The following is a 24010-nucleotide window of genomic DNA, read 5'->3' as shown; positions in this document are numbered from 1 at the left end:
AGCAGTGATCGTTGACCTGGTTTCGTACGGGACTTCGAACATGGTGTGACGGGCCAATCGATTCCGTAACGCGAAAGGAACCTGAAACAGGTGCGGTGTGGGAACAATCCAGCCAGCATCCGCACACGATCAATCAGCCGACGAGGAGCACCCGCCATGTCCGACACGAAGAAGGCGGCCGACCGGTCAAGTGCCGCGCCGTCAGGGGCGAACGGCGTCGACCGGTTCTTCCGGATCTCCGAGCGGGGATCCACCTTCGGCCGGGAGATACGCGGCGGTTTCGCCACGTTCTTCACGATGGCCTACATCCTCGTCCTGAACCCCATCATCCTGGGCAGCGCGAAGGACAAGTTCGGGCACCAGCTCGACACCGGTCAACTCGTCACCGCCACCGCGCTGGTGGCCTGTGTGATGACGGTCGTCATGGGCGTCGGCGGCAACCTTCCGCTCGCCATCGCCGCCGGTCTCGGCCTCAACGCCGTCGTCGCCTTCCAGCTCGCCCCGCTGATGAGCTGGCCCGACGCGATGGGCCTGGTCGTCCTCGAGGGCATCCTGATCTGCGTGCTGGTCGTCACCGGGCTCCGCAAGGCGATCATGGACGCCATCCCGCAGCAGCTCAAGCAGGCCATCGGCGTCGGCATCGGGCTGTTCATCGCGTTCATCGGCTTCGTCGACGCGGGGTTCGTCAGCCGCATCCCGGACGCGGCGCAGACCACGGTGCCGGTGCAACTGGGCGCGGTCGGCCGGCTGACGGGGTGGCCGGTGCTGGTGTTCTGCCTCGGCGTCCTGCTCACCATCGCGCTGCTCGCGCGCAGGGTGAAGGGCGCGATCCTGATCAGCATCGTGACCATGACGATCGTCGCGATCATCATCGACTCGGTGGCCGACATCAAGAGCTGGGGCCTGACGACCCCGCACGTGCCCGACAAGATCGTCGCCACGCCCGACTTCGGACTCATCGGCCACTTCAGCCTGTTCGGCGGGTTCGCGAAGGCCGGTGTCCTCACCGCCGTACTCCTGGTGTTCACGCTGATCCTGTCCGACTTCTTCGACGCCATGGGCACGATCGTCGGCATCAGCGCGGAGGCGGGACTGCTCGACGAGAACGGTCAGGTGCCCGGGATCGGACGGGTGCTGTTCATCGACGGCGCGGCGGCGGTCGCCGGCGGGCTCGGCTCGGCGTCCTCCAACACCGCGTACATCGAGTCGGCGGCGGGCGTGGGCGAGGGGGCGCGGACCGGGTTCGCGAACCTGATCACGGGCGGCCTCTTCGGGCTCGCGCTGTTTTTGACCCCGCTGCTGACGATCGTGCCGCTGCAGGCCGCGGCGCCCGCGCTGATCGCCGTGGGCTTCCTGATGATGACCCACGTCAAGCACATCGACTGGGACCGGTACGAGATCGCCATCCCGGCGTTCCTGACGATCGCCGCGATGCCGTTCACGTACTCCATCACGGACGGCATCGGGGCGGGCTTCGTCGCCTACGTGCTGATCAAGTCGGTGCTGGGGAAGGCGCGGGAGGTGCACTGGTTGCTGTGGGGGGTGACGGTGCTGTTCGTGGTGTACTTCGCCATCGACCCCGTGGAGCAGATTCTCGGGGTCAAGTGAGGGGCGCTGCGCGGCCTGTGCGGGTTCGTTGTGGCTGGTCGCGCCCGCGCGGCGGAGCCGCAAATCGGCACAGCCCCGCGCCCCTAAGGGGCGCCACAGTTGACGGCGTCTTCTAGTTGAGGGCCGCCTGCATCATCGCCTTCGCCACCGGGGCCGCCAGGCCGTTGCCGCTGACCTCCGAGCGGGCCGCGTCGGACTGTTCGACCACCACCGCCACGGCGATCTGCTTGCCGCCCGCCTTGGCGTAGGAGGTGAACCAGGCGTACGGGGTCTGGCTGTTGTTCTCGCCGTGCTGGGCGGTGCCGGTCTTGCCGCCCACCGTCACGCCGGGTATCCGCGCGTTCGTGCCGGTGCCCTGGTCCACCACCGTCTGCATGGCGGACTGGAGTTGTGCGGCGGTGGAGGAACTGACGATCCGCTTCGCGCTCGTGCTGTCGTCGTAGTTCTTCAGGATGTCGCCGCCGCTGTCGGTGATCTGCGCGACCATGTGCGGCGAGACCAGCTTGCCGCCGTCGGCTATGGCGGCGGACACCATCGCCATCTGCAGCGGCGTCGCGGTGACGTCGTACTGGCCGATGCCCGTCAGGGCCGTGGAGGACTTGTCCATGTGCGACGGGTAGACGCTGGTGTACGCCCGCACCGGGACGTCCTGCTGCGTGTCGTTGAAGCCGAACTTCTCGGCTGTCGCCCGCACCTTGTCCTGGCCCAGGTCGACGGCCATCTTCGCGAAGACGTTGTTGCAGGAGTACTCCAGCGCGGTCCGGATCGAGGCGTCGGCGCAGGGCGCGTTCGGGTTCTCGTTGGACAGGTCGTGGGTGGTACCCGGCAGCCGGTACGGGTCCGGGCTGTCGGTCTTCTGGTCCACCGACGCGTACAGGCCGTTCTCCAGCGCGGCCGCCGCCACGACCAGCTTGAACGTCGAGCCCGGGGGCAGCGGCTGGCGCAGCGCGCGGTTGGTGAGCGGCTTGGCCGGGTCCGCGTTCAGCTTCGACCAGGCCGCGGCGGCGGTGTTGGCGTCGGTCAGCGACGTCGGGTCGTACGACGGCGTGGAGACGACCGCCAGGATCCGGCCGGTCGACGGGTCGATCGCGACCGCCGCGCCCTTCTTGTCGCCGAGCGCGTCGTACGCAGCCTTCTGCACCTTCGGGTCGATCGTCGTGACCACGTCACCCGGCTCGGCCCGTTGACCCGTGACCGTGTCCATCACGGTCTTCAACCGGCTGTCCGTGCCGTTGAGGAGCTTCTGGTAGAGGCCCTCCAACTGCGTCGGCGCATAGCTCTGCGAGGCGTAGCCGGTCACCGCCGCGTACAGCGGACCCTGCTTGTACGTCCGCTTGTACGCGAGGTCGCCGCTGGTCGTGCGCGTGGAACCGGTGACCGGGCTCCCGGCCACGATGATGTTCCCGAGCGGCTCCGCGTACGTCCGGATCGCGTTGCGCCGGTTGGCCTTGTCCTCCGCGAGGGCCGTGCCGTCGAAGAACTGCACCCAGGTCGCCCGGATCAGCAGAGCGAACACCAGGAGCAGCACGAAGACGGAGGTCCGCCTGATCGTCCTGTTCATCCCGATCAAGAAGACGAACGGGACGAGTGCGGTGTTCCCGCCCACCCGGATTCTCATCGGGCGCACAGGAACCGCCGGGCGCGGACCTCAGTCCTGGAGCGTCATCACGACCTCGTCGATCTCCTCGCCCCGCGCGTTCGCGAACCCGCTCGCCCACGCCGTGAGCCGGAAGCCGCACTTCTCCAGGACCCGCCGCGAGGCGGCGTTGTCCGCGGCGGCACGGGCGTACAGGGGCCGTTCGGAGACCTCGGCCAGCAGCCCCCGGAGTGCCGCCGTGGCCACCCCGCGCCCCCAGTACGCCCGGTCGATCCAGTACGTGACCTCACGTTCGCCCGGCTCCCCGTACACCGCCGCGCTGCCCACCACGTCACCGTCGACCAGGACCGTGCGCGGCAGGTCCTCGGAGGCCCGGATTCGTTTCCAGTGGGCGTCGAAGGCGTCCCGGTCGGCGGGATCCTTCGGTGTGAAGGCCGCCATGTGCAGGGCCTCGGGGTCGTTCATCTGCCGGAAGAAAACCGCCAGATCGCTGTCATGTACTTCCCGGAGCACGACATCCATGGGGCCCGAGCCTATGGGTCAGAGCCTGCGCGTCGCCAGGGTCAGCCGGTCCCGCGCGTCGAACAGGGCGTCCTTCACCATCTGTTCGTGGGCGGGGGTGAGCCGGGCCACCGGCACCGAGCAGCTGATCGCGTCGCGGGCCGGAGTGCGGTACGGGATCGCCACGCCGAAGCAGCGCAGCCCCAGGGTGTTCTCCTCGCGGTCGACCGCGAAGCCCTGCTCCCGCACCTGGTGCAGCTCCTCGATCAGCTTCTCCCGGTCGGTGATCGTGTTCTCGGTCAGCGCCGGCAGCGTCTCCGGGAGCATCTTGCGCACCTGCTCGTCGCTGTACGTGCTCAGCAGCGCCTTGCCGAGGGAGGTCGAGTGGGCGGGCAGCCGGCGGCCCACCCGTGTGAAGGGGCGCAGATAGTGCTGGGACTGGCGGGTGGCCAGGTAGACGACGTTGGTGCCGTCCAGACGCGCCAAGTGGATGGTCTCCGTGGTGTCGTCCGAGAGGCGGTCCAGGGTCGGCCGGGCCGCCGCGACCACCTCGTCACCGTCGATGTAGGAGGTGCCGACCAGCAGGGCCCGTACGCCGATGCCGTACCGTGTGCCGGTCGCGTCGGTCTCCACCCAGCCCAGCTCCACCAGGGTGCGCAGCAGCATGTAGAGGCTGGACTTGGGATACCCGACGGCCTCCTGGACCGACGCGAGGGAGTGCATGCCGGGGCGACCGGCGAAGTACTCGAGCAATTCAACGGTCCGCACCGCGGACTTGACCTGCGCCCCGCCGCCTGTCTCGGCTGCCGACATCGCCCTTGACCCCTTCGTTCGACGAGACACCGAAGATATAGTCTCCAACAGCAGATTCATCACCAGAGACAGCGTTCAGCATATCGAACGCCGCTGGTGAATGACCCGGAAACTGCGGTATTACAGCGCAAGACATACGTTGGAGGGACCCGCGGTGGCAGCAGCACCAGTCTGGAGTGTCGACCCCCGAACCGGGAAGCAGCGTGAACAGGTTGCGGTGGAGGCCACAGCCCAGGAGGTCGACGCCACCGTCCGGGCGGCCCACGCGGCCCGCGCGTCGCTGGCCGACCGGGCCGTCCGCGCGGCCTTCCTGCGCACCGCCGCGGAGCAGCTCGAGGCGGCCAAGGACGGGCTCGTGGAGACCGCCGACGCGGAGACCGCGCTCGGCCCGGTCCGGCTCACCGGCGAGCTCGCCCGAACCTGCTTCCAGCTGCGGGCCTTCGCGGACATCGTCGACGAGGGTGCCTTCCTCGACGTGATCATCAACCACCCCGACGACACCGCGACCCCGCCGATCCCGGACCTGCGCCGCTACAAGGTGCCCCTGGGCGTCGTCGCCGTCTACTCGGCCTCCAACTTCCCCTTCGCCTTCTCGGTCGCCGGCGGCGACACCGCGAGCGCGCTGGCCGCGGGCTGCCCGGTCGTCGTCAAGGCGCACCCCGACCACCCGGCCCTGTCCGAGCTGGTCGCCAAGGTGCTGCGCCGGGCCGCCGCCGCGCACGGCGTCCCCGAGGGCGCCGTCGGCCTGGTGCACGGCTTCGAGGCGGGCGTCGAGCTGGTCAAGCACCCGCTGGTCGCCGCGGCCGGCTTCACCGGTTCGGTACGGGGCGGTCGCGCCCTCTTCGACGCGGCGGCGGCCCGTCCGACGCCGATCCCCTTCCACGGCGAGCTGGGATCGCTCAACCCGGTCGTCGTCACCGAGGCCGCCGCGGCGGAGCGGGCGGAGGCCATCGGCGCCGGCCTCGCCGGCTCGATGACCCTCGGTGTCGGCCAGTTCTGTGTGAAGCCTGGCCTGGTGCTGGCGCCGAACGGCGCGGCCGGCGACCAGTTGCTCAAGTCGCTGACGGACGCGGTGAGCAACACCGACGCGGGCGTGCTCCTCGACCACCGGATGCGGGACAACTTCCTCGCCGGCGTGGCCGAGCGGGCTCAGCTGCCGGACGTGGAGTCGCCGGTGACCCCGGGCGCGGGCGGCGAGCACACGGTGAGCGCGGGCTTCCTGACGGTGTCGGCGGACAAGCTGGCCGAGGAGGGTGCCTACGACCTGCTCCTGGAGGAGTGCTTCGGCCCGGTCACGGTCGTGGCCCGCTACGGGGACGAGGCCGAGGTGCGGGCCGTGCTGTCCCGGCTGCCCGGCAACCTGACGGCGACCGTCCACCTCTCGAGCGAGGAGGCGGCCGGCGCGGGGCGGGGCGCGGAGCTGCTGGCCGAGCTCACGCCGCTCGCCGGACGCGTGCTGGTGAACGGCTGGCCGACGGGCGTCGCCGTCGCCCCGGCCCAGCACCACGGCGGCCCGTACCCGGCGACCACTTCGACGTCGACGTCGGTCGGCGGCACGGCGATCGAGCGGTGGATGCGGCCGGTCGTGTACCAGGGCGCCCCCGAGGCGCTGCTGCCGCCCGAGCTGCGGGACGACAACCCGCTCGGCCTTCCGCGCCGGTTGGACGGCCGCCTCGAACGCTGAGCGCCCCCGCCTGACACAATCGCCCGATGGACGTCGAACTTCCCGAACTCCCCTTCGCCCTGCGCACATACGGCCCCGAGGGCAACTGGTCCTACGAGGACGGTGTGCTCACGGGGTGGGCCGGGCCCCGGCAGGACCGTTTCGTGCCGCCCACCGGGGAGGCGCTGGAGCCCGCCTCCGACGCGCCCCGGCTGCTCGGCTGGCCCGAGGGGGACTTCCAGCTGATCGCCCGGGTCACCGTCGGGTTCGCCGGCGCGTTCGACGCGGGAGTGCTCTACGTCCATGTCGGCGAGCGGGCCTGGGCCAAGCTCTGCCTGGAGTACTCCCCGGACGTGCCCACCGTCTGCACGGTGGTCACCCGGGGACACTCCGACGACGCCAACTCCTTCACCGTGGAGGGCAGTTCGGTGTGGCTGCGGGTGAGCCGCACCGGCCGCGCCTTCGCCTTCCACGCCTCCCGCGACGGCCGGCGCTGGACCTTCATACGCCTGTTCACCCTGGGCAGCGAGAAGGAGACGGACGCGGCCCAGGTCGGCTTCATGACCCAGTCGCCGATGGGGGAGGGGTGCGTGGTGACGTACGACCACATCGAGTTCCGCGACAACTGGCCGGCGGACCTGAGGGACGGCAGCTGAAGCCGGCCGGGTCGGCGCGGCGGGAACCACGGTCGCGGGGAGGCTCGTCCTCCGCTGCGTGACCAGAACACACCGCACCGTGGACGCCCTGGTGATCAGAACCGCCCTGCCGGCGGAGGCGGGGGCCGTCGCCGACCTGCACCTGCGCGCCCGCTCGACGTACTACCCGGACGGCGTCCCCGAGGACGGCACGGACTGGTCCGCCGCGTGGCGCAGCGCCATCGAGCGGCCGGACGGACAGGTGCTGTGCGCCGTCGAGCACGGCAGGATCGTCGGCATCGCCTCCTTCCGCACCCCTGAGGGCGCCCCGTCGGGAACGGTCAAGCTCTTCCAGTTCCATGTCGCCCCCGACCACTGGCGCTCCGGCATCGGTACGGCCCTGCACGCGGCCTGCGTGGAGCAGTGGCGGGCCGACGGCCGGCGCACCGCCGTCCTCGACGTGCACGTCGGCAACGAGCGCGCCCAGGCCTTCTACGCCCGCCGGGGCTGGGTCCCGGACCCGGAGAACCCGCCGGCCGAGGGCGACCACCACCTGTTCCTCAGATATGCGGTGACCGGGGAATGATCCCGACTGCTTGAACGTTCACCCATCAGCCGGAGGGAGCCTCCGTACCCGTACGAGCTGGAGAGCCGAGAACATGAAGGTCGAGATCTGGTCGGACATCGCCTGTCCCTGGTGCTACGTGGGCAAGGCCCGCTTCGAGAAGGCGCTGGAGGCCTTCCCGCACCGTGACCAGGTCGAGGTCGTGCACCGCTCCTTCGAACTGGACCCGGGCCGCGCCAAGGGCGACGTGCAGAGCGTGATCTCCATGCTCACCAAGAAGTACGGCATGAGCGCGGCGCAGGCCGAGGCCGGCGAGGACAACCTCGGCGCGCAGGCCGCCTCCGCGGGCCTGGAGTACCGCACCCGCGGCCGCGACCACGGCAGCACCTTCGACATGCACCGCCTGCTCCACTTCGCCAAGACTCGGGGCAGGCAGGACGAGCTGATCCAGATCCTGTACAAGGCCAACTTCGCCGAGGAGCGCTCCCTCTTCACGGAGGGTGACGAGCGGCTGGTGGAGCTGGCGGTCGAGGCGGGCCTCGACGCCGAGGACGCCCGCAAGGTCCTCGCCGACCCCACCGCCTACGCCGACGACGTCCGCGCCGACGAGGCCGAGGCCGCCCAGCTCGGCGCGAACGGCGTGCCCTTCTTCGTCCTCGACCGCAAGTACGGCGTCTCCGGCGCCCAGCCCGCCGAGGTCTTCGCCCAGGCCCTCACCCAGGCCTGGGGCGAGCGCTCACCCCTCCAGCTGGTCGACCAGGGTGACGCCGACGCCTGCGGCCCCGACGGCTGCGCCGTACCGCAGCGGTAGAACCGCAGGTCGGGGCGGATTCATAAGGATCGCTTAGGGGAACCACGTAGAAGTCCGCAATGGACCAGGACTTCTCGCGGCCCCACAGTGGTGACATGGAGACCTTCGAGAGCCTCGTCCGAACCGAGTTCGCCCCGAAGAACACCTATCTGAACACCGCGAGCACCGGGCTGGTTCCGGCCCGCACGGTGGCCGCCATGCGGACCGCCGTGCAGGCGGCGGCCGAAGGGGCGCCGACCGACATGTTCGCGGACGTCGAGGCGAGCCGCGCCAGTTTCGCGCGGCTCGTCGGCGTCCCCGAGCGCCGCGTGGCGGCCGGCGCCTCCGTCGCCGTCTACAGCGGCCTGATCGCGGCGTCCCTCCCCGAGGGCGCCGAAGTCCTCACCGCCGAGGGCGACTTCAGCTCGGTCGTGAACCCCTTCCACGTCCGCCCCGACCTCAAGGTCCGCGCCGTACCGCTGGAACGCGTCGCCGAGTCCGTGCGGCCCGGCACCGCCCTGGTGGCGGTCAGCGCCGCCCAGTCCGCCGACGGACGGATCGCCGACCTGCCCGCGATCCGGGAAGCGGCACGCGCCCACGGGGCCCGCACCTACGTCGACGCCTCCCAGGCCGCCGGCTGGCTCGACTTCGACGCGGACGCCTACGACTACTCGGCCGCCGTCGCCTTCAAGTGGCTCGTCAGCCCGCGCGGCGTGGCCTTCCTCGTCGTCCCCGAGGACCTCGGCGGGCTGACCCCGCTGTTCGCCGGCTGGGTGGCGGGGGAAAGTCCCTGGGACGCGTGCTACGGCCCCATCGACGAACTCGCCCACTCGGCCAGGCGGTTCGACGAGAGCCCCGCCCTCTTCTCCTACGTCGGCGCCCGCCGCTCCCTCGAACTCCTCGAGGAACTCGGCGTGGGGGCCGTCCGCGCCCACGACCTCGCCCTCGCCGACCGCTTCCGCGCGGGCCTCGCGCGCCTCGGCCACGTGCCGGTGGCGGCCCCCGGCTCGGCGATCGTCTCCGTGCCCCGACTGGGCGGCCGTCAGCCGGAGTTGAGCAGGGCGGGCGTCGAGGTGTCCGACCGCGCCGGCCATCTGCGCGCCGCCTTCCACCTCTACAACACCCCGGCGGACGTCGACCGCCTGCTGGACGTCCTGTCCGGCTGACGGAGCGCCCGGCGCCGTGTCTCCGACACGCCGACGGCCCGGCTCCCCGTGAGGAGCCGGGCCGCGTGTCCCACGGCGGGTCAGCGCACCGGCGTGAAGTCCCGTGCGCCGATGAACTCCGGGCGCCGCACGGGCGCCGCGAACGGTTCGACCGCCGTGTTCTCCACGCTGTTGAACACGATGAACACGTTGCTGCGCGGAAACGGCGTGATGTTGTCGCCGGAGCCGTGCATGCAGTTGCAGTCGAACCAGGTCGCCGAACCGGCCTTGCCCGTGAAGAGCTTGATGCCGTACTCGCTCGCCATCTTGGTCAGCGCCTCGTCGGAGGGCGTGCCGGCGTCCTGCATCTGCAGCGACTTCTTGTAGTTGTCCTCGGGCGTGGCGCCGGCGCAGCCGAGGAACGTCCGGTGCGAGCCCGGCATGATCATCAGCCCGCCGTTGGTGTCGTAGTTCTCGGTCAGCGCGATCGAGACGGACACCGTGCGCATGTTGGGCAGGCCGTCCTCGGCGTGCCAGGTCTCGAAGTCCGAGTGCCAGTAGAAGCCGCTGGCCCCGAAACCGGGCTTGACGTTGATCCGCGACTGGTGGACGTAGACGTCCGAGCCGAGGATCTGCCGGGCCCGCCCCACGACCCGCTCGTCGCGCACCAGCTTGGCGAACACCTCGCTGATCCGGTGCACCTCGAAGACCGAGCGGATCTCCTTGGACTTCGGCTCGACGATGGAGCGCTCGTCCGCGCGGATCGCCGGGTCGGTGGTCAGCCGCTCCAACTCACGCTGGTACTCGGCGACTTCGTCCGGTCCGATCAGCTGGTCGATGGCGAGGAAGCCGTCCCGCTCGAACGACTGCAGGTCGAGGGACGAGATCGGGCCCGGGGTGTCCGGGGAGCCCCAGACGACCGGGTCCTGGCGGGGGACGGACACCTCGGCGGGGCCGCGGCTGGGGTAGAGATCGGTGACGGTGGTCATGTGGTTCTCACACCTCCTCGGGTTCGGTGAGCAGGGGGTAGACGCCGTTCTCGTCGTGGTCCTCGCGGCCGGTCACCGGCGGGTTGAAGACGCAGATGCAGTGGAAGTCCTCGTTGACCTTGAGCGTGTGCCGCTCGTGGCCGTTGAGGAGGTACATCGTGCCGGGCGTGATGTGGTACGTCTGCCCGGTCTCGCGGTCGGTCAGCTCGGCGTCGCCCTGGGTACAGACGACGGCCTCGATGTGGTTCGCGTACCACATGTGCGTCTCGGTGCCCGCGTACAGGATCGTCTCGTGCACCGAGAATCCGACCCTCTCCTTGGCCAGGACGATGCGTTTGCTCTCCCAGGTGCCGGACGCGGATTTCACATGCCGGTCGGTGCCTTCGATCTCCTTGAACGAACGGACGATCACTGTGCTGCACTTCTCCTTTTCTCGGTGGGTTCTCAGTGGGTCTCGCGGACGGCCCGGGCGAGGACGCTGAGCCCTTCGTCGAGCTCGTCGGCGGTGACGGTGAGCGCCGGGAGGAGCTTGACGACCTCGCTCTCCGGACCCGAGGTCTCGATCAGCAGCCCCAGGTCGAAGGCGCGCCGGGCGACCCGGCTCGCACGCTCCTTGTCGTGGAACTCCATGCCCCACACCAGCCCGCGGCCGCGGTACTCCTTGACGTCGGCGCGGTTCTCCTCGGCGACGGCGGCGAGCGCCTGCTCGACCTGCTCGCCGCGCGCCCGGGTCTGCTTCTCCATCGCCGACCCGTCCGCCCAGTACGTCTCCAGGGCGGCGGTGGCCGTGACGAAGGCGGGATTGTTGCCACGGAAGGTGCCGTTGTGCTCGCCCGGCTCCCAGATGTCCAGCTCGGGCTTGAACAGGCACAGCGACATGGGCAGTCCGTAGCCGCTGATCGACTTGGACACGGTGACGATGTCCGGCGTGATGCCGGCCTCCTCGAACGAGAAGAAGGCGCCGGTACGGCCGCAGCCCATCTGGATGTCGTCGACGATCAGCAGCATGTCCTGCCGCTCGCACAGCTCGGCCAGCGCCCGCAGCCACTCGGCCCGCGCGACGTTGATGCCGCCCTCGCCCTGCACGGTCTCGACGATCACGGCGGCGGGCTTGTTCAGCCCGGAGCCCTGGTCCTCCAGGAGCCGCTCGAACCACAGGAAGTCTGGGACCGTCCCCTCGAAGTAGTTGTCGAACGGCATGGGTGTGCCGTGCACCAGCGGAATCCCGGCGCCCGCCCGCTTGAAGGCGTTGCCGGTGACCGCCAGCGACCCGAGCGACATCCCGTGGAAGGCGTTGGTGAAGGACACGATCGCCTCGCGTCCCTTGACCTTGCGGGCCAGCTTGAGCGCCGACTCCACGGCGTTGGTGCCCGTCGGCCCCGGGAACATGACCTTGTACGGCAGGTCGCGCGGGCGCAGCACCAGGTCCTGGAAGGTCTGCAGGAAGGTGCGCTTGGCGGTGGTCGACATGTCGAGCCCGTGCGTGACGCCGTCCCGCTCCAGGTAGTCGATCAACGCCCGTTTCAGGACCGGGTTGTTGTGGCCGTAGTTCAGTGAGCCGGCCCCGGCGAAGAAGTCCAGGTACTCGTGGCCGTCCTCGTCGTACATGCGGCTGCCGTGCGCACGGTCGAAGACGGTGGGCCAGCCGCGGCAGTAGCTGCGCACCTCGGACTCGAGGGTCTCGAAGACGCTGAGGTCGGGCTGGGTGATGGTCACGACGAATCGCTCCTCGTTGCGTGGGGGGAGTGCGTGGGGTCGTCAGTGGGGGAGTGGTGAGGGGGCTTCGGAGGGGATCAGCGGGGGGTCAGAGGGAGAGGGGGCCGATGCGGTACAGCACCTCGGGGTCGTGCGGCCCGTCGGGGAACAGGTCGGTGGCGAACAGCACCTCGCGCTCCACCTCGGCGCCGTGCCGCTCGGCGAACGAGGTGAACAGCCGCTCGGAGGCGGTGTTGCCGGGCGTGATGGTGGTCTCGACGGCGGTGATCCGGTGGGCGGCGGAGGCCCGCGCGACCAGCCCGTCCAGCAGTGCGGCCGCGAGCCCGCGGCCCCGGTGGGCGCCGTCCACCGCCACCTGCCACACCAGCAGGGTGCGCGAGCGGTCCGGCCGCACGTACCCGGTGACGAACCCGACCGGCTCGCCGCTCGCGTCCCGCGCCACGGCCGAGGTCGACGCGAAGTCGCGGCACCACAGCAGGTAGCTGTACGACGAGTTCAGGTCGAGCGTCTTCGAGTCCCGCGCGATCCGCCACAGCGCGGCGCCGTCCGCCGGTGAGGGGCGGTCTATTTGCAGTTCTGCTGGGTCTGCTTGTGCGGCAGTCATGCATAGGGAACTTACCGAGCAGAATTTAAAAATGCATGGCTGGTCGGGGTTACGTATGGGCGCGGTATGTGTTATCGCGCGAGCGCGAGGCGTAGAGCCCTGCGAGGGAAAAATCGCCCGGTTTGCTCGGTAAATACCGTGCAAACCGGGCGTGATGTGTAACGCGTCACAGCCGTGTAACCCTCACGAGATCTGCCCGAATCACCCCCGTCGGCGTTCGCGAAATCTTTGCGTTTACTGCGATGAAAAGCGGGCAGGAGAATACGGGAAGCTACCCCGTGAAGAGACCTGAAAGAATACCGCTGAATAGTGCGGAATTCAGGCCCCGGTAACCCCGTCGATACGCTCGCGCAGGATATCCGCGTGCCCGTTGTGCCGCGCGTACTCCTCGATCAGGTGGATGAGCACCCAGCGCAGAGTGACCTCGGCACCGGCCACCGGCCCGTCGACGATCCGCCCCCGGTACTCCAGCGACCGCCCGGCGCACAGCTCACGCCCCCGGGCGATCTCCCGGCGCCACCGGTCCAGCGCCTCGTCGAGACCCCGGCCGGGCTCGAGCCCGTACCCGCTCTCGTTCCGCTCCCCGTACACCGGCGGCACGTCCAGCCCGCCCACCACCCTCTGGAACCAGTTCCGTTCCACCTCGGCGAGGTGCTGCACCAGCCCGAGCAGGGTCAGCTCCGACGGCTCGGCGGCCGCTCTGCGTACCTGCGCGTCGTCCAGCCCCCTGCACTTCAGCTCCAGGGTGGCCCGGTGGAAGTCCAGCCAGCTTTCGAGCACGGCCCGCTCGTCACCGGTGAGGTGGGGGACGGGACGGCCGTCGGGAAGGGTGTGAGGAGTGTCGGTGGTCATGGGGCGAGCATGGCACGAGCCTCTGACACCGCAGCCATGCCCGGCCCGCCGACGGCGACTACCGCCAGGTGGTCTCCACGGCCCGCCGCGCCCCCTCCAGGTCCACGGCCTGGCCCTGCTCCGCCAGCGCGGCCCCCAGCGCCGCCAGGCTCGCCTGCACCGCGCTGACCGTCGCATCCGTCCCGTAGTGGTTGACCCGGATCATCTCCGCGGACAGCGCACCCCCGCCCGCCGCCAGCGGCAGCGTCGGGTCGCCCTCCAGCGCCCGCGCCACCAACTCCGAGGCGACGAGCCCCGCCGGCACCCGCAAGGTCGTCGCGACCGGCGCCGCGTCCCGCGCCTCGTACACAAACGGCTCGAGGCCGCCCCCGAGCGCGAGCGCCCCGGCACGCGTCGCGGCCGCCGCGGACGCGTGCCGGGCCGTCACGGCCGCGAGCCCCACCTTCTCGATCCGTTCCAGACACGCTTCGAGCGCCAGCATCTCCAACTGCGCCGGAGCGTGCGGCAGCGCCTTGCGGCCCCCGTCGAGCCACCGCTGCTTCCAGTCCAGCAGCGAGAGGTACGACCGCCGGGGCGCCCCCGGATTCGCCGCCATCCGTGCCCACGCGCGCTCGCTCACCGACACCGCGGACACACCGGCAGGCCCGCCCATCGCCTTCTGCGCCCCGATCACGCACAGGTCCACACCCCACGCGTCCGGCAGCACCGGCTCGGCCCCGACGGAGGCCACCGCGTCCAGGTAGAAGAGCGCACCCCGCTCCTGTACGACGTCCCCGATCTCCGCGACCGGGTTGGTGTTGCCGGTCGCCGCCTCCGCGTGGACCAGGGACACGAAGTCGATCTCCGGACGCTCGGCGAAGGCCTCCCGGATCTGCTCGGCGGTCACCGCCGTGTGGAAGGGCACCTCAAGGTCGACCACCGTCGCCCCGCAGTCCCGCAGCCAGTTCCCGAAGGTCTGCCCGTACGGCCCGGTGACCACGTTCAGGGCGGTCGTCCCCGGGCCGGCCGTCCCCCGGATCGCCCCCTCCAGCGGCAGCAGCGCCTCGCCCTGCATGATCACCACGTCCTGCCGCGTGTCCAGCAAACGGGCGACCCGGTCCTGGATCTCGGCGAAGCGGGCGGCGCTCAGCGGGGCCAGGTCCAGGAACGGGTGGGTCACGGCGGTGCCTTCTTCTCGGTCATGGGGTAGAGGTGACGAGAGTAACCGGCACCCCCCACCCCACCCCGGCCGGCGACTTGACCCCGCACCACAGGAGGTTCCCGTGCACACCGTCCCCGGCCGCCGATCCCGTGCCCCACGCCGTGTCCTGGCCGCCACCACCGCGACGGCCGGGCTGCTGCTCGTGGCCGCCTGCACCTCCACCGGCAACGGCGGCAGCGGCGGCAAGACCGCCGCCGGCGGCGTCCAACTGGTCAAGGCCGGACAGCTCACCACCTGCACCCACCTGCCGTACCCGCCCTTCCAGTCGGAGATCAACGGCACGGTGCAGGGCTTCGACGTGTCGATGATCGACCTCGTCGCCAAGGACCTCGGCGTCAAGCAGCAGATCCTCGACACGCCGTTCGAGAACTTCAAGACCGGAGCATTCCTCAACTCCGGCGAGTGCGACCTGGCCGCGGCCGGCATGACCATCACCGCCGAGCGCAAGAAGAACGTCGACTTCTCCGACCCGTACTTCGACGCCACCCAGGCCCTCCTCGTCGACAAGAGCAGCGGCGTCACCTCCCTCGCCGACGCGAAGGCCAAGAAGGTCAAGCTCGGCGCCCAGGCGCAGACCACCGGTGAGGACTACGCGAAGAAGCAGGGCTTCGACCCGGTCTCCTTCGAGTCCTCCGACGCCGTCCTCAACGGGCTGCGCACCGGTCAGGTCAAGGCCGTCATCATCGACTACCCGGTGGTCCAGGGCTGGCTCAAGGACAAGGCGAACGCGAACGCCTTCAAGCTCGCCGCCAACATCAACACCGGTGAGCAGTACGGCTTCACGGTCAAGAAGGGCAACACCAAGCTCCTCGCCGCCATCAACAAGGCGATCAAGGACGCGAAGGCCGACGGCACGTACAAGAAGCTGTACGAGAAGTGGATCGGCCCCTACGACCAGTCCGCCGCGTCCCCGTCGGCCTCATGACCGCCACGGACGTCCGGCTCCAGCCGAGGAAGAACGGCATGACCAGGCGCCAGAAGCGGCGTCTGTCGCGCGGGGCGCAGTACGTGGTCTTCGTCGCCGCCGTGATCGCGTTCGCGGTCGGGGCCGACTGGGGGCGGCTCAGAAACCAGTTCGCGCAGGGCAGCATCGCCCGGCAGATGTTCCCGGACGTCATCACCATGGCGCTGAAGAACACCGTGCTGTACACGCTGTCCGGGTTCGTCGTCGGACTGGCCCTCGGCATGGTCATCGCGCTGATGCGGCTGTCGTCCGTGGGCCCCTACCGCTGGCTGGCCGGCGTCTACATCGAGATCTTCCGCGGCCTGCCCGCCCTGCTGATCTTCATCTTCATCGGCGTCGCCGTCCCGCTCGCCTTCCCCGGCACGGAGATCGTCGGCGGCACCTACGGCAAGGTGGCCCTCGCGCTCGGCCTGGTCGCCGCCGCGTACATGGCCGAGACGATCCGCGCGGGCATCCAGGCGGTGCCCAAGGGCCAGATGGAGGCGGCCCGCTCACTGGGCTTCTCCCCGGCCCGCGCGATGGTCTCCATCATCATCCCGCAGGCCTTCCGGATCATCCTCCCGCCGCTGACCAACGAACTCGTCCTGCTCTTCAAGGACTCCTCGCTGGTCCTCTTCCTCGGCGTCACCCTGGAGGAGCGCGAACTGTCCAAGTACGGGCGGGACCTGGCCAGTACGACCGCCAACTCCACGCCGATCCTCGTCGCCGGCCTGTGCTACCTGCTGGTGACCATCCCGCTCGGCTTCGTCGTGCGCCGCATGGAGGCCAAGGCCCAGGAGGCCGTCAAATGAGCCAGCAGCCTGCCGCGACGGGCCCGGAGATCGAAGTGCGGGGCCTGCACAAGTCGTTCGGCGACAACGAGGTGCTGCGGGGCATCGACCTGGAGATCGGCCGTGGCGAGGTCGTGTGTGTGATCGGCCCCTCCGGCTCCGGCAAGTCGACGCTGCTGCGGTGCGTGAACCTCCTCGAGGAGCCGACGAAGGGCCAGGTGTTCGTCGGCGGCACGGAGCTGACGGACCCGGACGTCGACATCGACGCCGTCCGCCGCCGTATCGGCATGGTCTTCCAGCAGTTCAACCTCTTCCCGCACCTCACGGTCACCGAGAACCTCACCCTGCCGCAGCGCCGGGTGCTGCGCCGGGACAAGGCGACGGCGGCGCAGGTGGCGGGCGAGAACCTGCAGCGGGTGGGCCTCGCCGAGAAGGCGGACGCCTACCCCGCCTCGCTCTCCGGCGGCCAGCAGCAGCGTGTCGCCATCGCCCGCTCGCTCTCCATGGGCCCCGAGGTGATGCTCTTCGACGAGCCCACCTCCGCCCTGGACCCGGAGCTGGTCGGGGACGTCCTCGCGGTCATGCGGATGCTCGCCCAGGAGGGCATGACCATGATGGTCGTCACCCACGAGATGACCTTCGCGCGGGAGGTCGCCGACCGGGTGGTCTTCATGGACGGCGGTGTGATCGTCGAGGACGGCAGCCCCGACCAGGTCATCGCCAACCCCACCCACGACCGCACCCGCCACTTCCTCTCCCGCCTCCTCGACCCGGCCATGGCCCAGGTAGAGGAGGAGACCTCGGACCAGCTCGGGGGAGGCACTTAGGCTGGGCCCATGAGCGAGCAAGCGGTGCTGCACGTGAAGGGCAGGGTCCTCGTCGGCCCCGAGGACGTCCGCGACGAACTGTGGGTGGTCGGCGGCCGGATCTCCTACGACCGTCCCGCCGGCGCGCGTGAGGTGCGGACCGTCGACGGCTGGGCCCTGCCCGGCCTCGTCGACGCCCACTGCCACGTCGGCCTCGGTCCGCACGGCCCCGTCGACCAGGACGTCGCCGAGAAGCAGGCGCTGACCGACCGGGAGGCCGGCACCCTCCTCATCCGCGACGCCGGATCGCCCTCGGACACCCGCTGGGTCGACGACCGCGCGGACCTGCCGAAGATCATCCGGGCCGGCCGGCACATCGCCCGCACCCGCCGCTACATGCGCGGCTACGCCTGGGAGATCGAGCCCGAGGACCTGACCGAGTACGTCGCCCGGGAGGCCCGCCGCGGTGACGGCTGGGTCAAGCTGGTCGGCGACTGGATCGACCGCGATCTCGGCGACCTCGCCCCCAGCTGGCCGCGCGACGCGGTGGAAGCGGCGATCACCGAGGCCCACCGTCTCGGCGCCCGCGTCACGGCGCACTGCTTCGCCGAGAACTCCCTGCGCGACCTCGTCGAGGCCGGCATCGACTGCATCGAGCACGCTACGGGCCTGTCCGACGACCTGATCCCGCTGTTCGCCGAGCGCGGGGTGGCGATCGTCCCGACCCTCGTCAACATCGCGACCTTCCCGCAACTCGCGGCCGGCGGGGAGGAAAAGTTCCCCCGATGGTCGGCCCACATGCAGCGCCTGTACGAGCGCCGCCACGAGACCGTCCGAGGCGCCTACGACGCCGGGATCCCGGTCTACGTCGGCACCGACGCCGGGGGCTCCCTCGTGCACGGCCTGGTCGCCGAGGAGGTCGCCGAGCTGGTCACCGCCGGCATTCCGTCCGTCGAGGCGCTCTCCGCGACGACCTGGGCCGCGCGGAAGTGGCTCGGCCGACCGGGCCTGGAGGAGGGCGCACCGGCCGACCTCGTCGTCTACGACGGGGACCCCCGAGCCGACGTACGGGTACTGGCGGCACCGCGGCGGATCGTGCTGAACGGCGCGATCGTCGGCTAGCGTCCCCGCGGAAGGCGGTGCGGCGCACCGCGCTCGCCGCAACCTTGGACGGCGTGGACGGCGGAAGGCCGTTCAGCGTCCTGGACGCCGAGGCGGAGCCCCCTGGGCAGGGCAGAAGGGGCAGCAGCCAACCCCGCCTCGCCGCGCAGCGAGCGTCACCGCCGGGCGAGGGCCACCGCCCGATCCAACGCCCGCACAAACCGGTTCACCGTCCCCCGGTCCCGCACCGCCACCCGCAACCACTCCTCCCCCAGCCCCGGAAACGTGTCCCCCCGCCGCACCGCGAACCCCAACTCCCGCAAATGCCGCCGCACAACAGCCGCCCGGGGCACGTGCACCAGCACGAAGGGCCCCTCGGCGGGCTCGACGACCCGCAGCCCGCCGGGGCCGAACTCACCCAGCCCCGCGACCAGATGAGCCCGGTCCGAGGCAACCCGGTGCGCCGCGTGCGCCGCCTCCGCGAGCGCCCGAGGCCCGACACACACCTCCGCCGCAGCCAACGCCGGCGTGGACACCGGCCACAACGGCTGCGCACGTTCCAACTCGGCGATCGTCTCGGCCGCAGCGAGGACGTACCCGATGCGCAACCCCGCGAGCCCCCACGTCTTGGTCAGACTCCGCAGCACGACAAGACCGGGCACGTCGGTCCGCCCGGCCAGCGCCTCCCGCTCACCCGGCACGGCGTCCATGAAGGCCTCGTCGACCACCAGGGTCCGCCCAGGCCGGGCGAGCCCGGCGACAGACGCGGCCGGATGCAGGACGGACGTCGGATTGGTCGGATTCCCGATCACCACCAGATCCGCGTCCTCCGGAACCATCCCCGGATCGAGCCGGAAGCCGTCCTCCTCCCGCAGCAGCACCCGCTCCACCCGGTGCCCGGCATCCCGCAGCGCCGCCTCCGGCTCGGTGAACTGCGGGTGTACGACCACCGCCTGACGCACCTTCAGGGCACGGGCGAGCAGCACGAACGCCTCCGCCGCCCCGGCCGTCAGCAGCACCCGCTCCGCCGGCAGCCCGTGCCGCGCGGCGACCGCCGCCCGGGCCGCCCGCCCGTCCGGGTACGCGGCCAGGGCCCCCAGCGACCCGGCGATGTGCTCGCGCAGCCAGACCGGGGGCGTGCCGGCGCGCACGTTGACCGCGAGGTCCACCAACTCCGCGCCGTCGTCCCGCACCTCGGCGTCCCCGTGGTGCCGCAGATCGTGCTCAGTGCGCATGCGCGTGTCCGCCGTGGTGGTGTCCATGGTGATGCCCGTGATGGTGGTGACCGTCGTCGTCCGGGTGGAAGTGCGGCTGCTGCGGCAACCCCACCTTGTCCTCGAACCCGGGCAGCGCGATCCGGTACACGCACGAGTCGCAGTTCATCCGCAGATCGCCCTTCACCGCCTCCTCGTACCGCTCCATCACCAGGTCCAGCAGCTCCGGCTCCGGTCCGATGACCTCGGCCGACCGCACCTCGACCTCCGGGTGCGCGGCCGCCCACTCCTTCGTCTGCTGCTTCACCCGGTCCGGCAGGATGCCGGTGAACAGGAAGTACGGCAGGACGACGATCCGCCGCGCCCCCAGCTTCCGGCACCGGTCGAGCCCGCTCGGCACGTCCGGCGCCGCGAGCGACACGAACGCCGTCTCCACGCCCGCGTACCCGCGACCCTCCCACAGCAGCCGTGCCGCCTTGTGCACCTCGGCGTTGGCGTCCGGGTCCGTCGACCCGCGTCCGACCAGCAGCACGGTCACGTCGGCCCGGGCCTCGGGGCCGTGCCCGGAGGTGCCCAGCGCCTCGTCCAGCCGCCGTTCCAGGACCGACAGCAGCGCGGGGTGCGGGCCCAGCGGGCGGCCGTAGGCGTACGAGATCCCGGGGTGCCGTTCCTTCTCGCGGGACAGCGCGGCCGGGATGTCGCCCTTCGCGTGCCCGGCGGACACCAGCATCAGCGGGACGGCGGCGAACCGCCGTACGCCCCGCTCCACCAGCTCGGTCACCGCGTCGCCCAGCGGCGGCGGTGACAGCTCGATGAAGCCGCCCGCGACGGGCAGTTCGGGGTGACGGCGGCCGAGCTCCCGTACGAAGTCGCGGAACGCCTCGGCTCCGGCATCGTCCCGGGTGCCATGACCGGCGATGAGCAGGGCGGGCGCAGGGGTGGTCACGATGTCTCCTCGGACGGTGAAAGGGGGTGGTACAGCAGGGCGTTGAGCGCGGCGGAGGCGACCGCCGAACCGCCCTTCTCGGACACGTTGCTCACGGCGGGCAGTCCGCTCTCGCGCAGCGCGGCCTTCGACTCGACCGCGCCGACGAAGCCGACGGGCAGACCGATGACGAGCACCGGGTGCGCGTCCAGGGTCAGCAGCTCCTCCAGTGCGGTGGGAGCGTTGCCGATCACCCAGAGGGCGCCCGGCCCGACCTGTTCGTAGGCGAGCCGGATCGCGTGCGCCGAGCGGGTCAGCCCGTCGGCCGCCTTGGCGTCCCGCAGCCGGCAGACGGTCTCGCGCCGGGTGATCCCGGCGGCCACCATCTCGACGTCGACCACGACCGGCGCCCCGGCGTGCAGCGCCGCGTGCGCCGCCGCCAACTCGCCCTCGTCCATGACGAGATCGCTCGCGTAGTCGAGGTCGGCGGCGGAGTGGATGACCCGCTCCACCACGGCCCGGGTCAGCGGCGGGAAGTGCGAGGTGTCCAGGCGGGCGCGCAGCCGGCGGTAGGACTCCTCCTCGATCGGGTGAACGACACGGTTCACCGGCCCCGCGACGGAGTGACTCATGACGTGGCCTCCTGCCAGCGGTAGCCGCGCGGCGTCACCATGCGCCCCGCGATCTCACGGGTCGCCGTGTTGCCCACGGTCACGACCGTCATCATGTCGACCGTCGCCGGGTCCAGCGCGTCCAGCGTCGTCAGCCGGCTGGACTCGTCGGGCCGTGACGCGTTGCGGACGACACCGACGGGCGTCGTCGGCTCCCGGTGCTCGGCCAGGATCGCCAGCGCCTTCGGCAGCTGCCAGTCGCGGCCCCGGGAGCGGGGGTTGTAGAAGGTGACGACGAGATCCGCCTCGGCGGCCGCCCGCACCCGGCGCTCGATGACCTCCCACGGTGTGTGCAGGTCGGACAGGCTGATGGACACGTGGTCGTGCCCGAGCGGAGCCCCGAGGACCGCCCCGGCCGCGAGCGCCGCCGTGACACCCGGTACGCCGATCACGTCGATGTCGTCGGACGCCTCGGCCAGCGCGGGCGAGGCCATCGCGTACACACCGGCGTCCCCGCTGCCGATCAGCGCGACCGCCTGTCCCTTGCGCGCCTCGGCGACAGCCGTCCGGGCCCGCTCCTCCTCGGCCCCGAGCCCGGACTCCAGGATCCGGGTACCGGGGCGCAGCAGATCGCGGATCTGGTCGACGTACTGGTCGAGTCCGACGAGCACGGAAGCGCGCCGCAGCTCGGCACGCGCGCGCGGGGTGAGCAGGTCGCGGGCGCCGGGACCGAGCCCGACCACCGCGAGCCGGCCGCGCGCGGGACGCCGTACGACGGCGCAGGTCGCCATCGCGGCGTGCCCCTCCGCACGCGCCGACTTCCGCTTGGGGACGAGGAGTTCACCGCCGCCCACGAGTGCGGCGGCCTCGGCGACGGAAGGGGTGCCGACGGCCGCGAGGGGCGCGTCGGAGGGGTTGGGGACCTCCACCGCCGCCAGCTCCTCGGCGGAGTGGGTCACGAGCGGCACACCGAGCCGTTCGGCCGCCGCCACGATGCCGGGTTCCTCCGCCTTGGCGTCGACGGTGGCGAGTTCGGCGAGGGACCGCACGGACAGCCCCGCGTCCCGCAACGCGTGCTGGACCAGCTCCAGCACCTCCTCGACGGGCGCGCCCTTGGAGGCGCCGACGCCGACGACGAGGGACGGCGGGCGCAACAGCACCTCGTTGTCGGCCGCTTGACCGGCGCGATCGGTGACGCGGATGACACAGGCCCCCTCGGAGGCCACCGGCAGCGGCGGCAGCGGCCAGCTCACCTCGGCCCGCAGGGCGACGGGCTCACCGTCGAGGAGCGCCCGCGAGACGGCCGCGACCGCGCCCTCCACCGGCAACCCGAGTGTGTCGAGCCCCGCGACCCCGGTGGCGTCCGTCGCCGTCGTCACCACGGGCTCGGCGCCCAGCAACCCACCGACCTCCACGGCGAGTTCGTTCGCCCCGCCCCCGTGCCCGCCCACCAGGGACACGGCGAACCGCCCACCCTCGTCGACGCACACCACACCCGGGTCGGTCGCCTTGTCGCCCAGCAGCGGCGCGACGAGCCGCACCACCGCCCCCGTGGCCAGAAAGCACACGAGCTGCTCGCACTCCGCGAACGCGGCCCGCACGGCATCCCCGACGGGACCCTCGTACACGCGCGTACGGTCCGGCCAGGCGGCGGCCAGCCGGTCGCGCGCAGCCGCCCCCGCCGCGGTGGCGGAAATGAGGCCGATCACTGAGCAACTCCTTCACGAGAGACGGGAGTTCTGACTCCCCACAGCAGAAAAACGGGATTGGTCGCCGCCAGCCGGGTCACGTCACCGGGCAGCGGCGCGAGGCGCGAGGACTGCAACAGCACGCCGTCGCAGTCGAACCCGGCACCGGTGAGGGCCTCGCGGGCCGCCGGCACGCGGTCCAGCGCGGCCATCGCGACGACGACCGTCCGCCGGGCGCGGCGTGCGCAGGCGGTGACCACGGCGGGCAGCTCGCGCCCGCCGCCACCGACGAACACGGCGTCGGGATCGTCCAGTTCGGCCAGCGCGTCCGGCGCCGAGCCGTGCACGACCCGGACGTCCACGCCGTGCGCGGCGGCGTTGGCGCGGATCCGTTCGACGCCGTCCGGGGTCTTCTCGACCGCGGTGACGGCGGCCCCGAACCGCGCGCACTCGACGGCCACCGAACCGGAGCCCGCGCCGACGTCCCAGACGTGCTCGCCGAGCCGGGGCCCGAGTCGGGCCAGCGCGAGGGCCCGTACCTCGAACTTGGTGATCATCGAGTCGCGGTGCGCGAACTCGGCCTCCTCCAGCGCCCAGCGCGCGGGGCCGGGATCCGCCCCGGCGAGTGTGCGCACCCCGCCGAGCGCCCGCGTCTCGTCGAGACACAGCACGACACTGACGTCCGAGCCCCAGTCCCGGCCGGCGGCCTCGGCGGGCGTGACCCGCTCGACGCGTTCCTCGGCGGAACCGAGCGCCGAGGCGACGAGGAGGATGCGGGCGTCCGGCCCGAGAGCGGCCCCGAGTTCGGCGGGCCCGCTGCCCGGCCCCGTCAGCACCGCCACCTTCGGATGCGCCCGGCACGCGTTGACCGCCGTACGCAGGTCCCGCCCGTGCGCGCTGACCACCACGGCGTCGTCCCACGGCAGCCCGGCCCGCGCGAAGGCGGCGGCGACGGACGAAACCTCCGGCCGCACCTCCAGCCGCTCCGGCCCGAACCGCTCGGCCAGGGCCCGCACGATCCCGAAGAACCCGGGGTCGCCGGAGGCCAGCACCACCACCCGGCCGTCCTTGTCCAGGTGCCGTTCGACGACGTCCAGCGCGGGTGCCAGCGGCCCGAGGACGACCTGGTCGGCGTCCGGAGGCACCGGCGCGGCGGACAGATGCCGCCGGCCGCCCACGACCAGCCGGGCCCCGTCCAGCACGTCGGCGGGAAGCGGTGCCCCCGTGCCCGTACCGACCACCGTGATCAGGC

General features: G+C 71.5%; 24 protein-coding genes. 10 read left to right on the top strand and 14 right to left on the bottom strand.

The features are described from left to right. Positions 1–156: 156 nt before the first annotated feature. Positions 157–1608, top strand: coding sequence for an NCS2 family permease (locus tag ACIRVK_RS26925; RefSeq protein ID WP_404251328.1), 1452 nt, complete (start codon positions 157–159; stop codon positions 1606–1608). 112 nt (positions 1609–1720) lie between these two features. Here the strand turns inward: ACIRVK_RS26925 and ACIRVK_RS26920 are convergent, their stop codons facing one another. From ACIRVK_RS26920 to ACIRVK_RS26910, 3 genes are all read right to left on the bottom strand, one after another. Further along, on the bottom strand, positions 1721–3169 hold the full coding sequence (locus ACIRVK_RS26920) for a peptidoglycan D,D-transpeptidase FtsI family protein (protein ID WP_404251382.1): 1449 nt from the start codon (positions 3167–3169) through the stop codon (positions 1721–1723). Between the two features lie 87 nt (positions 3170–3256). After that, positions 3257–3727 carry a GNAT family N-acetyltransferase gene (locus tag ACIRVK_RS26915; protein ID WP_404251327.1) on the bottom strand — a complete coding sequence of 157 codons (471 nt, stop codon included), beginning with the start codon at positions 3725–3727 and terminating at the stop codon, positions 3257–3259. A gap of 18 nt (positions 3728–3745) precedes the next feature. Continuing rightward, positions 3746–4519 carry an IclR family transcriptional regulator gene (locus ACIRVK_RS26910; protein WP_404251325.1) on the bottom strand — a complete coding sequence of 258 codons (774 nt, stop codon included), beginning with the start codon at positions 4517–4519 and terminating at the stop codon, positions 3746–3748. Positions 4520–4673: 154 nt separating this feature from the next. Here ACIRVK_RS26910 and ACIRVK_RS26905 point away from each other — a divergent pair, with 154 nt between their 5' ends. The 5 genes from ACIRVK_RS26905 (at position 4674) to ACIRVK_RS26885 (ending at position 9338) form a co-directional block, all read left to right on the top strand. Continuing rightward, entirely contained in the window at positions 4674–6203 is a 1530-nt protein-coding gene (locus tag ACIRVK_RS26905) for an aldehyde dehydrogenase (NADP(+)) (RefSeq protein ID WP_404251323.1), read from the top strand. 26 nt (positions 6204–6229) lie between these two features. Beyond that, positions 6230–6838, top strand: coding sequence for a DUF1349 domain-containing protein (locus tag ACIRVK_RS26900; RefSeq protein ID WP_404251321.1), 609 nt, complete (start codon positions 6230–6232; stop codon positions 6836–6838). A 91-nt stretch (positions 6839–6929) separates the two neighbouring features. Continuing rightward, on the top strand, positions 6930–7403 hold the full coding sequence (locus ACIRVK_RS26895) for a GNAT family N-acetyltransferase (RefSeq protein ID WP_404251380.1): 474 nt from the start codon (positions 6930–6932) through the stop codon (positions 7401–7403). 73 nt (positions 7404–7476) lie between these two features. Beyond that, a complete protein-coding gene (locus ACIRVK_RS26890; protein WP_404251319.1) occupies positions 7477–8193 on the top strand; it encodes a DsbA family oxidoreductase in 717 nt (238 codons plus the stop codon). A gap of 95 nt (positions 8194–8288) precedes the next feature. Further along, positions 8289–9338: an aminotransferase class V-fold PLP-dependent enzyme gene (locus tag ACIRVK_RS26885; RefSeq protein WP_404251317.1), complete on the top strand. Its 1050-nt coding sequence runs from the start codon at positions 8289–8291 to the stop codon at positions 9336–9338. Between the two features lie 80 nt (positions 9339–9418). Here ACIRVK_RS26885 and thpD read toward each other — a convergent pair whose 3' ends face one another. From thpD to ACIRVK_RS26855, 6 genes are all read right to left on the bottom strand, one after another. Further along, complete coding sequence (thpD, locus tag ACIRVK_RS26880; protein WP_404251315.1) at positions 9419–10306, bottom strand: ectoine hydroxylase; 888 nt, start codon at positions 10304–10306, stop codon at positions 9419–9421. Between the two features lie 7 nt (positions 10307–10313). Further along, a complete protein-coding gene (locus ACIRVK_RS26875; RefSeq protein WP_404251313.1) occupies positions 10314–10718 on the bottom strand; it encodes an ectoine synthase in 405 nt (134 codons plus the stop codon). Between the two features lie 32 nt (positions 10719–10750). Continuing rightward, on the bottom strand, positions 10751–12022 hold the full coding sequence (gene ectB / locus ACIRVK_RS26870) for a diaminobutyrate--2-oxoglutarate transaminase (RefSeq protein ID WP_404251311.1): 1272 nt from the start codon (positions 12020–12022) through the stop codon (positions 10751–10753). Positions 12023–12110: 88 nt separating this feature from the next. Beyond that, entirely contained in the window at positions 12111–12626 is a 516-nt protein-coding gene (gene ectA / locus ACIRVK_RS26865) for a diaminobutyrate acetyltransferase (protein WP_404251309.1), read from the bottom strand. A 318-nt stretch (positions 12627–12944) separates the two neighbouring features. Next, positions 12945–13478 (bottom strand): DinB family protein, encoded by a 534-nt coding sequence (locus ACIRVK_RS26860; RefSeq protein ID WP_404251307.1) that lies wholly within the window; start codon positions 13476–13478, stop codon positions 12945–12947. A gap of 58 nt (positions 13479–13536) precedes the next feature. Next, positions 13537–14637: a pyridoxal-phosphate-dependent aminotransferase family protein gene (locus ACIRVK_RS26855; protein WP_404251305.1), complete on the bottom strand. Its 1101-nt coding sequence runs from the start codon at positions 14635–14637 to the stop codon at positions 13537–13539. A 103-nt stretch (positions 14638–14740) separates the two neighbouring features. On the opposite strand from ACIRVK_RS26855, the gene ACIRVK_RS26850 reads away from it, so the two are divergent. Genes ACIRVK_RS26850 through ACIRVK_RS26835 form a run of 4 tightly spaced genes read left to right on the top strand, consistent with a single transcriptional unit; the run spans position 14741 to position 18341 of the window. Next, positions 14741–15604: a transporter substrate-binding domain-containing protein gene (locus ACIRVK_RS26850; protein ID WP_404251303.1), complete on the top strand. Its 864-nt coding sequence runs from the start codon at positions 14741–14743 to the stop codon at positions 15602–15604. Then, complete coding sequence (locus ACIRVK_RS26845; protein ID WP_404251301.1) at positions 15601–16434, top strand: amino acid ABC transporter permease; 834 nt, start codon at positions 15601–15603, stop codon at positions 16432–16434. Before ACIRVK_RS26850 ends, ACIRVK_RS26845 begins: the two co-directional genes overlap by 4 nt. Further along, positions 16431–17240 carry an amino acid ABC transporter ATP-binding protein gene (locus ACIRVK_RS26840; protein ID WP_404251299.1) on the top strand — a complete coding sequence of 270 codons (810 nt, stop codon included), beginning with the start codon at positions 16431–16433 and terminating at the stop codon, positions 17238–17240. Before ACIRVK_RS26845 ends, ACIRVK_RS26840 begins: the two co-directional genes overlap by 4 nt. 9 nt (positions 17241–17249) lie before the next feature. Further along, the gene (locus tag ACIRVK_RS26835) at positions 17250–18341 is read left to right on the top strand and encodes an amidohydrolase family protein (RefSeq protein WP_404251297.1); all 1092 of its coding nucleotides are present in this window, start codon (positions 17250–17252) and stop codon (positions 18339–18341) included. Between the two features lie 155 nt (positions 18342–18496). Here the strand turns inward: ACIRVK_RS26835 and cobC are convergent, their stop codons facing one another. Genes cobC through cbiE form a run of 5 tightly spaced genes read right to left on the bottom strand, consistent with a single transcriptional unit; the run spans position 18497 to position 24008 of the window. After that, positions 18497–19582, bottom strand: a complete 1086-nt coding sequence (cobC, locus tag ACIRVK_RS26830; RefSeq protein WP_404251295.1) for an Rv2231c family pyridoxal phosphate-dependent protein CobC — start codon at positions 19580–19582, stop codon at positions 18497–18499. Next, on the bottom strand, positions 19545–20480 hold the full coding sequence (locus tag ACIRVK_RS26825) for a sirohydrochlorin chelatase (RefSeq protein ID WP_404251293.1): 936 nt from the start codon (positions 20478–20480) through the stop codon (positions 19545–19547). The genes cobC and ACIRVK_RS26825 overlap by 38 nt, the downstream gene beginning before the upstream one ends. Further along, entirely contained in the window at positions 20477–21067 is a 591-nt protein-coding gene (locus ACIRVK_RS26820) for a precorrin-8X methylmutase (protein WP_404251378.1), read from the bottom strand. Before ACIRVK_RS26820 ends, ACIRVK_RS26825 begins: the two co-directional genes overlap by 4 nt. A 20-nt stretch (positions 21068–21087) precedes the next feature. Next, on the bottom strand, positions 21088–22779 hold the full coding sequence (gene cobJ, locus ACIRVK_RS26815; RefSeq protein ID WP_404251291.1) for a precorrin-3B C(17)-methyltransferase: 1692 nt from the start codon (positions 22777–22779) through the stop codon (positions 21088–21090). Further along, positions 22776–24008: a precorrin-6y C5,15-methyltransferase (decarboxylating) subunit CbiE gene (cbiE, locus tag ACIRVK_RS26810; RefSeq protein WP_404251376.1), complete on the bottom strand. Its 1233-nt coding sequence runs from the start codon at positions 24006–24008 to the stop codon at positions 22776–22778. Before cbiE ends, cobJ begins: the two co-directional genes overlap by 4 nt. Between the last annotated feature and the right edge of the window lie 2 nt (positions 24009–24010).

This window comes from Streptomyces sp. NPDC101152 (assembly GCF_044768275.1).
Lineage (GTDB): Bacteria > Actinomycetota > Actinomycetes > Streptomycetales > Streptomycetaceae > Streptomyces.
Note: the sequence above shows the minus strand (reverse complement) of the source record. Positions and strands in the feature narration are given on the sequence as shown.

Coding starts and splice junctions, on each gene's coding strand:
- ACIRVK_RS26925 (WP_404251328.1), top strand. CDS start 157: ATGTCCGACACGAAGAAGGCGGCCGACCGGTCAAGTGCCGCGCCGTCA.
- ACIRVK_RS26920 (WP_404251382.1), bottom strand. CDS start 3,169: ATGAACAGGACGATCAGGCGGACCTCCGTCTTCGTGCTGCTCCTGGTG.
- ACIRVK_RS26915 (WP_404251327.1), bottom strand. CDS start 3,727: ATGGATGTCGTGCTCCGGGAAGTACATGACAGCGATCTGGCGGTTTTC.
- ACIRVK_RS26910 (WP_404251325.1), bottom strand. CDS start 4,519: ATGTCGGCAGCCGAGACAGGCGGCGGGGCGCAGGTCAAGTCCGCGGTG.
- ACIRVK_RS26900 (WP_404251321.1), top strand. CDS start 6,230: ATGGACGTCGAACTTCCCGAACTCCCCTTCGCCCTGCGCACATACGGC.
- ACIRVK_RS26890 (WP_404251319.1), top strand. CDS start 7,477: ATGAAGGTCGAGATCTGGTCGGACATCGCCTGTCCCTGGTGCTACGTG.
- ACIRVK_RS26885 (WP_404251317.1), top strand. CDS start 8,289: ATGGAGACCTTCGAGAGCCTCGTCCGAACCGAGTTCGCCCCGAAGAAC.
- thpD (WP_404251315.1), bottom strand. CDS start 10,306: ATGACCACCGTCACCGATCTCTACCCCAGCCGCGGCCCCGCCGAGGTG.
- ectA (WP_404251309.1), bottom strand. CDS start 12,626: ATGACTGCCGCACAAGCAGACCCAGCAGAACTGCAAATAGACCGCCCC.
- ACIRVK_RS26860 (WP_404251307.1), bottom strand. CDS start 13,478: ATGACCACCGACACTCCTCACACCCTTCCCGACGGCCGTCCCGTCCCC.
- ACIRVK_RS26845 (WP_404251301.1), top strand. CDS start 15,601: ATGACCGCCACGGACGTCCGGCTCCAGCCGAGGAAGAACGGCATGACC.
- ACIRVK_RS26840 (WP_404251299.1), top strand. CDS start 16,431: ATGAGCCAGCAGCCTGCCGCGACGGGCCCGGAGATCGAAGTGCGGGGC.
- ACIRVK_RS26835 (WP_404251297.1), top strand. CDS start 17,250: ATGAGCGAGCAAGCGGTGCTGCACGTGAAGGGCAGGGTCCTCGTCGGC.
- cobC (WP_404251295.1), bottom strand. CDS start 19,582: ATGGACACCACCACGGCGGACACGCGCATGCGCACTGAGCACGATCTG.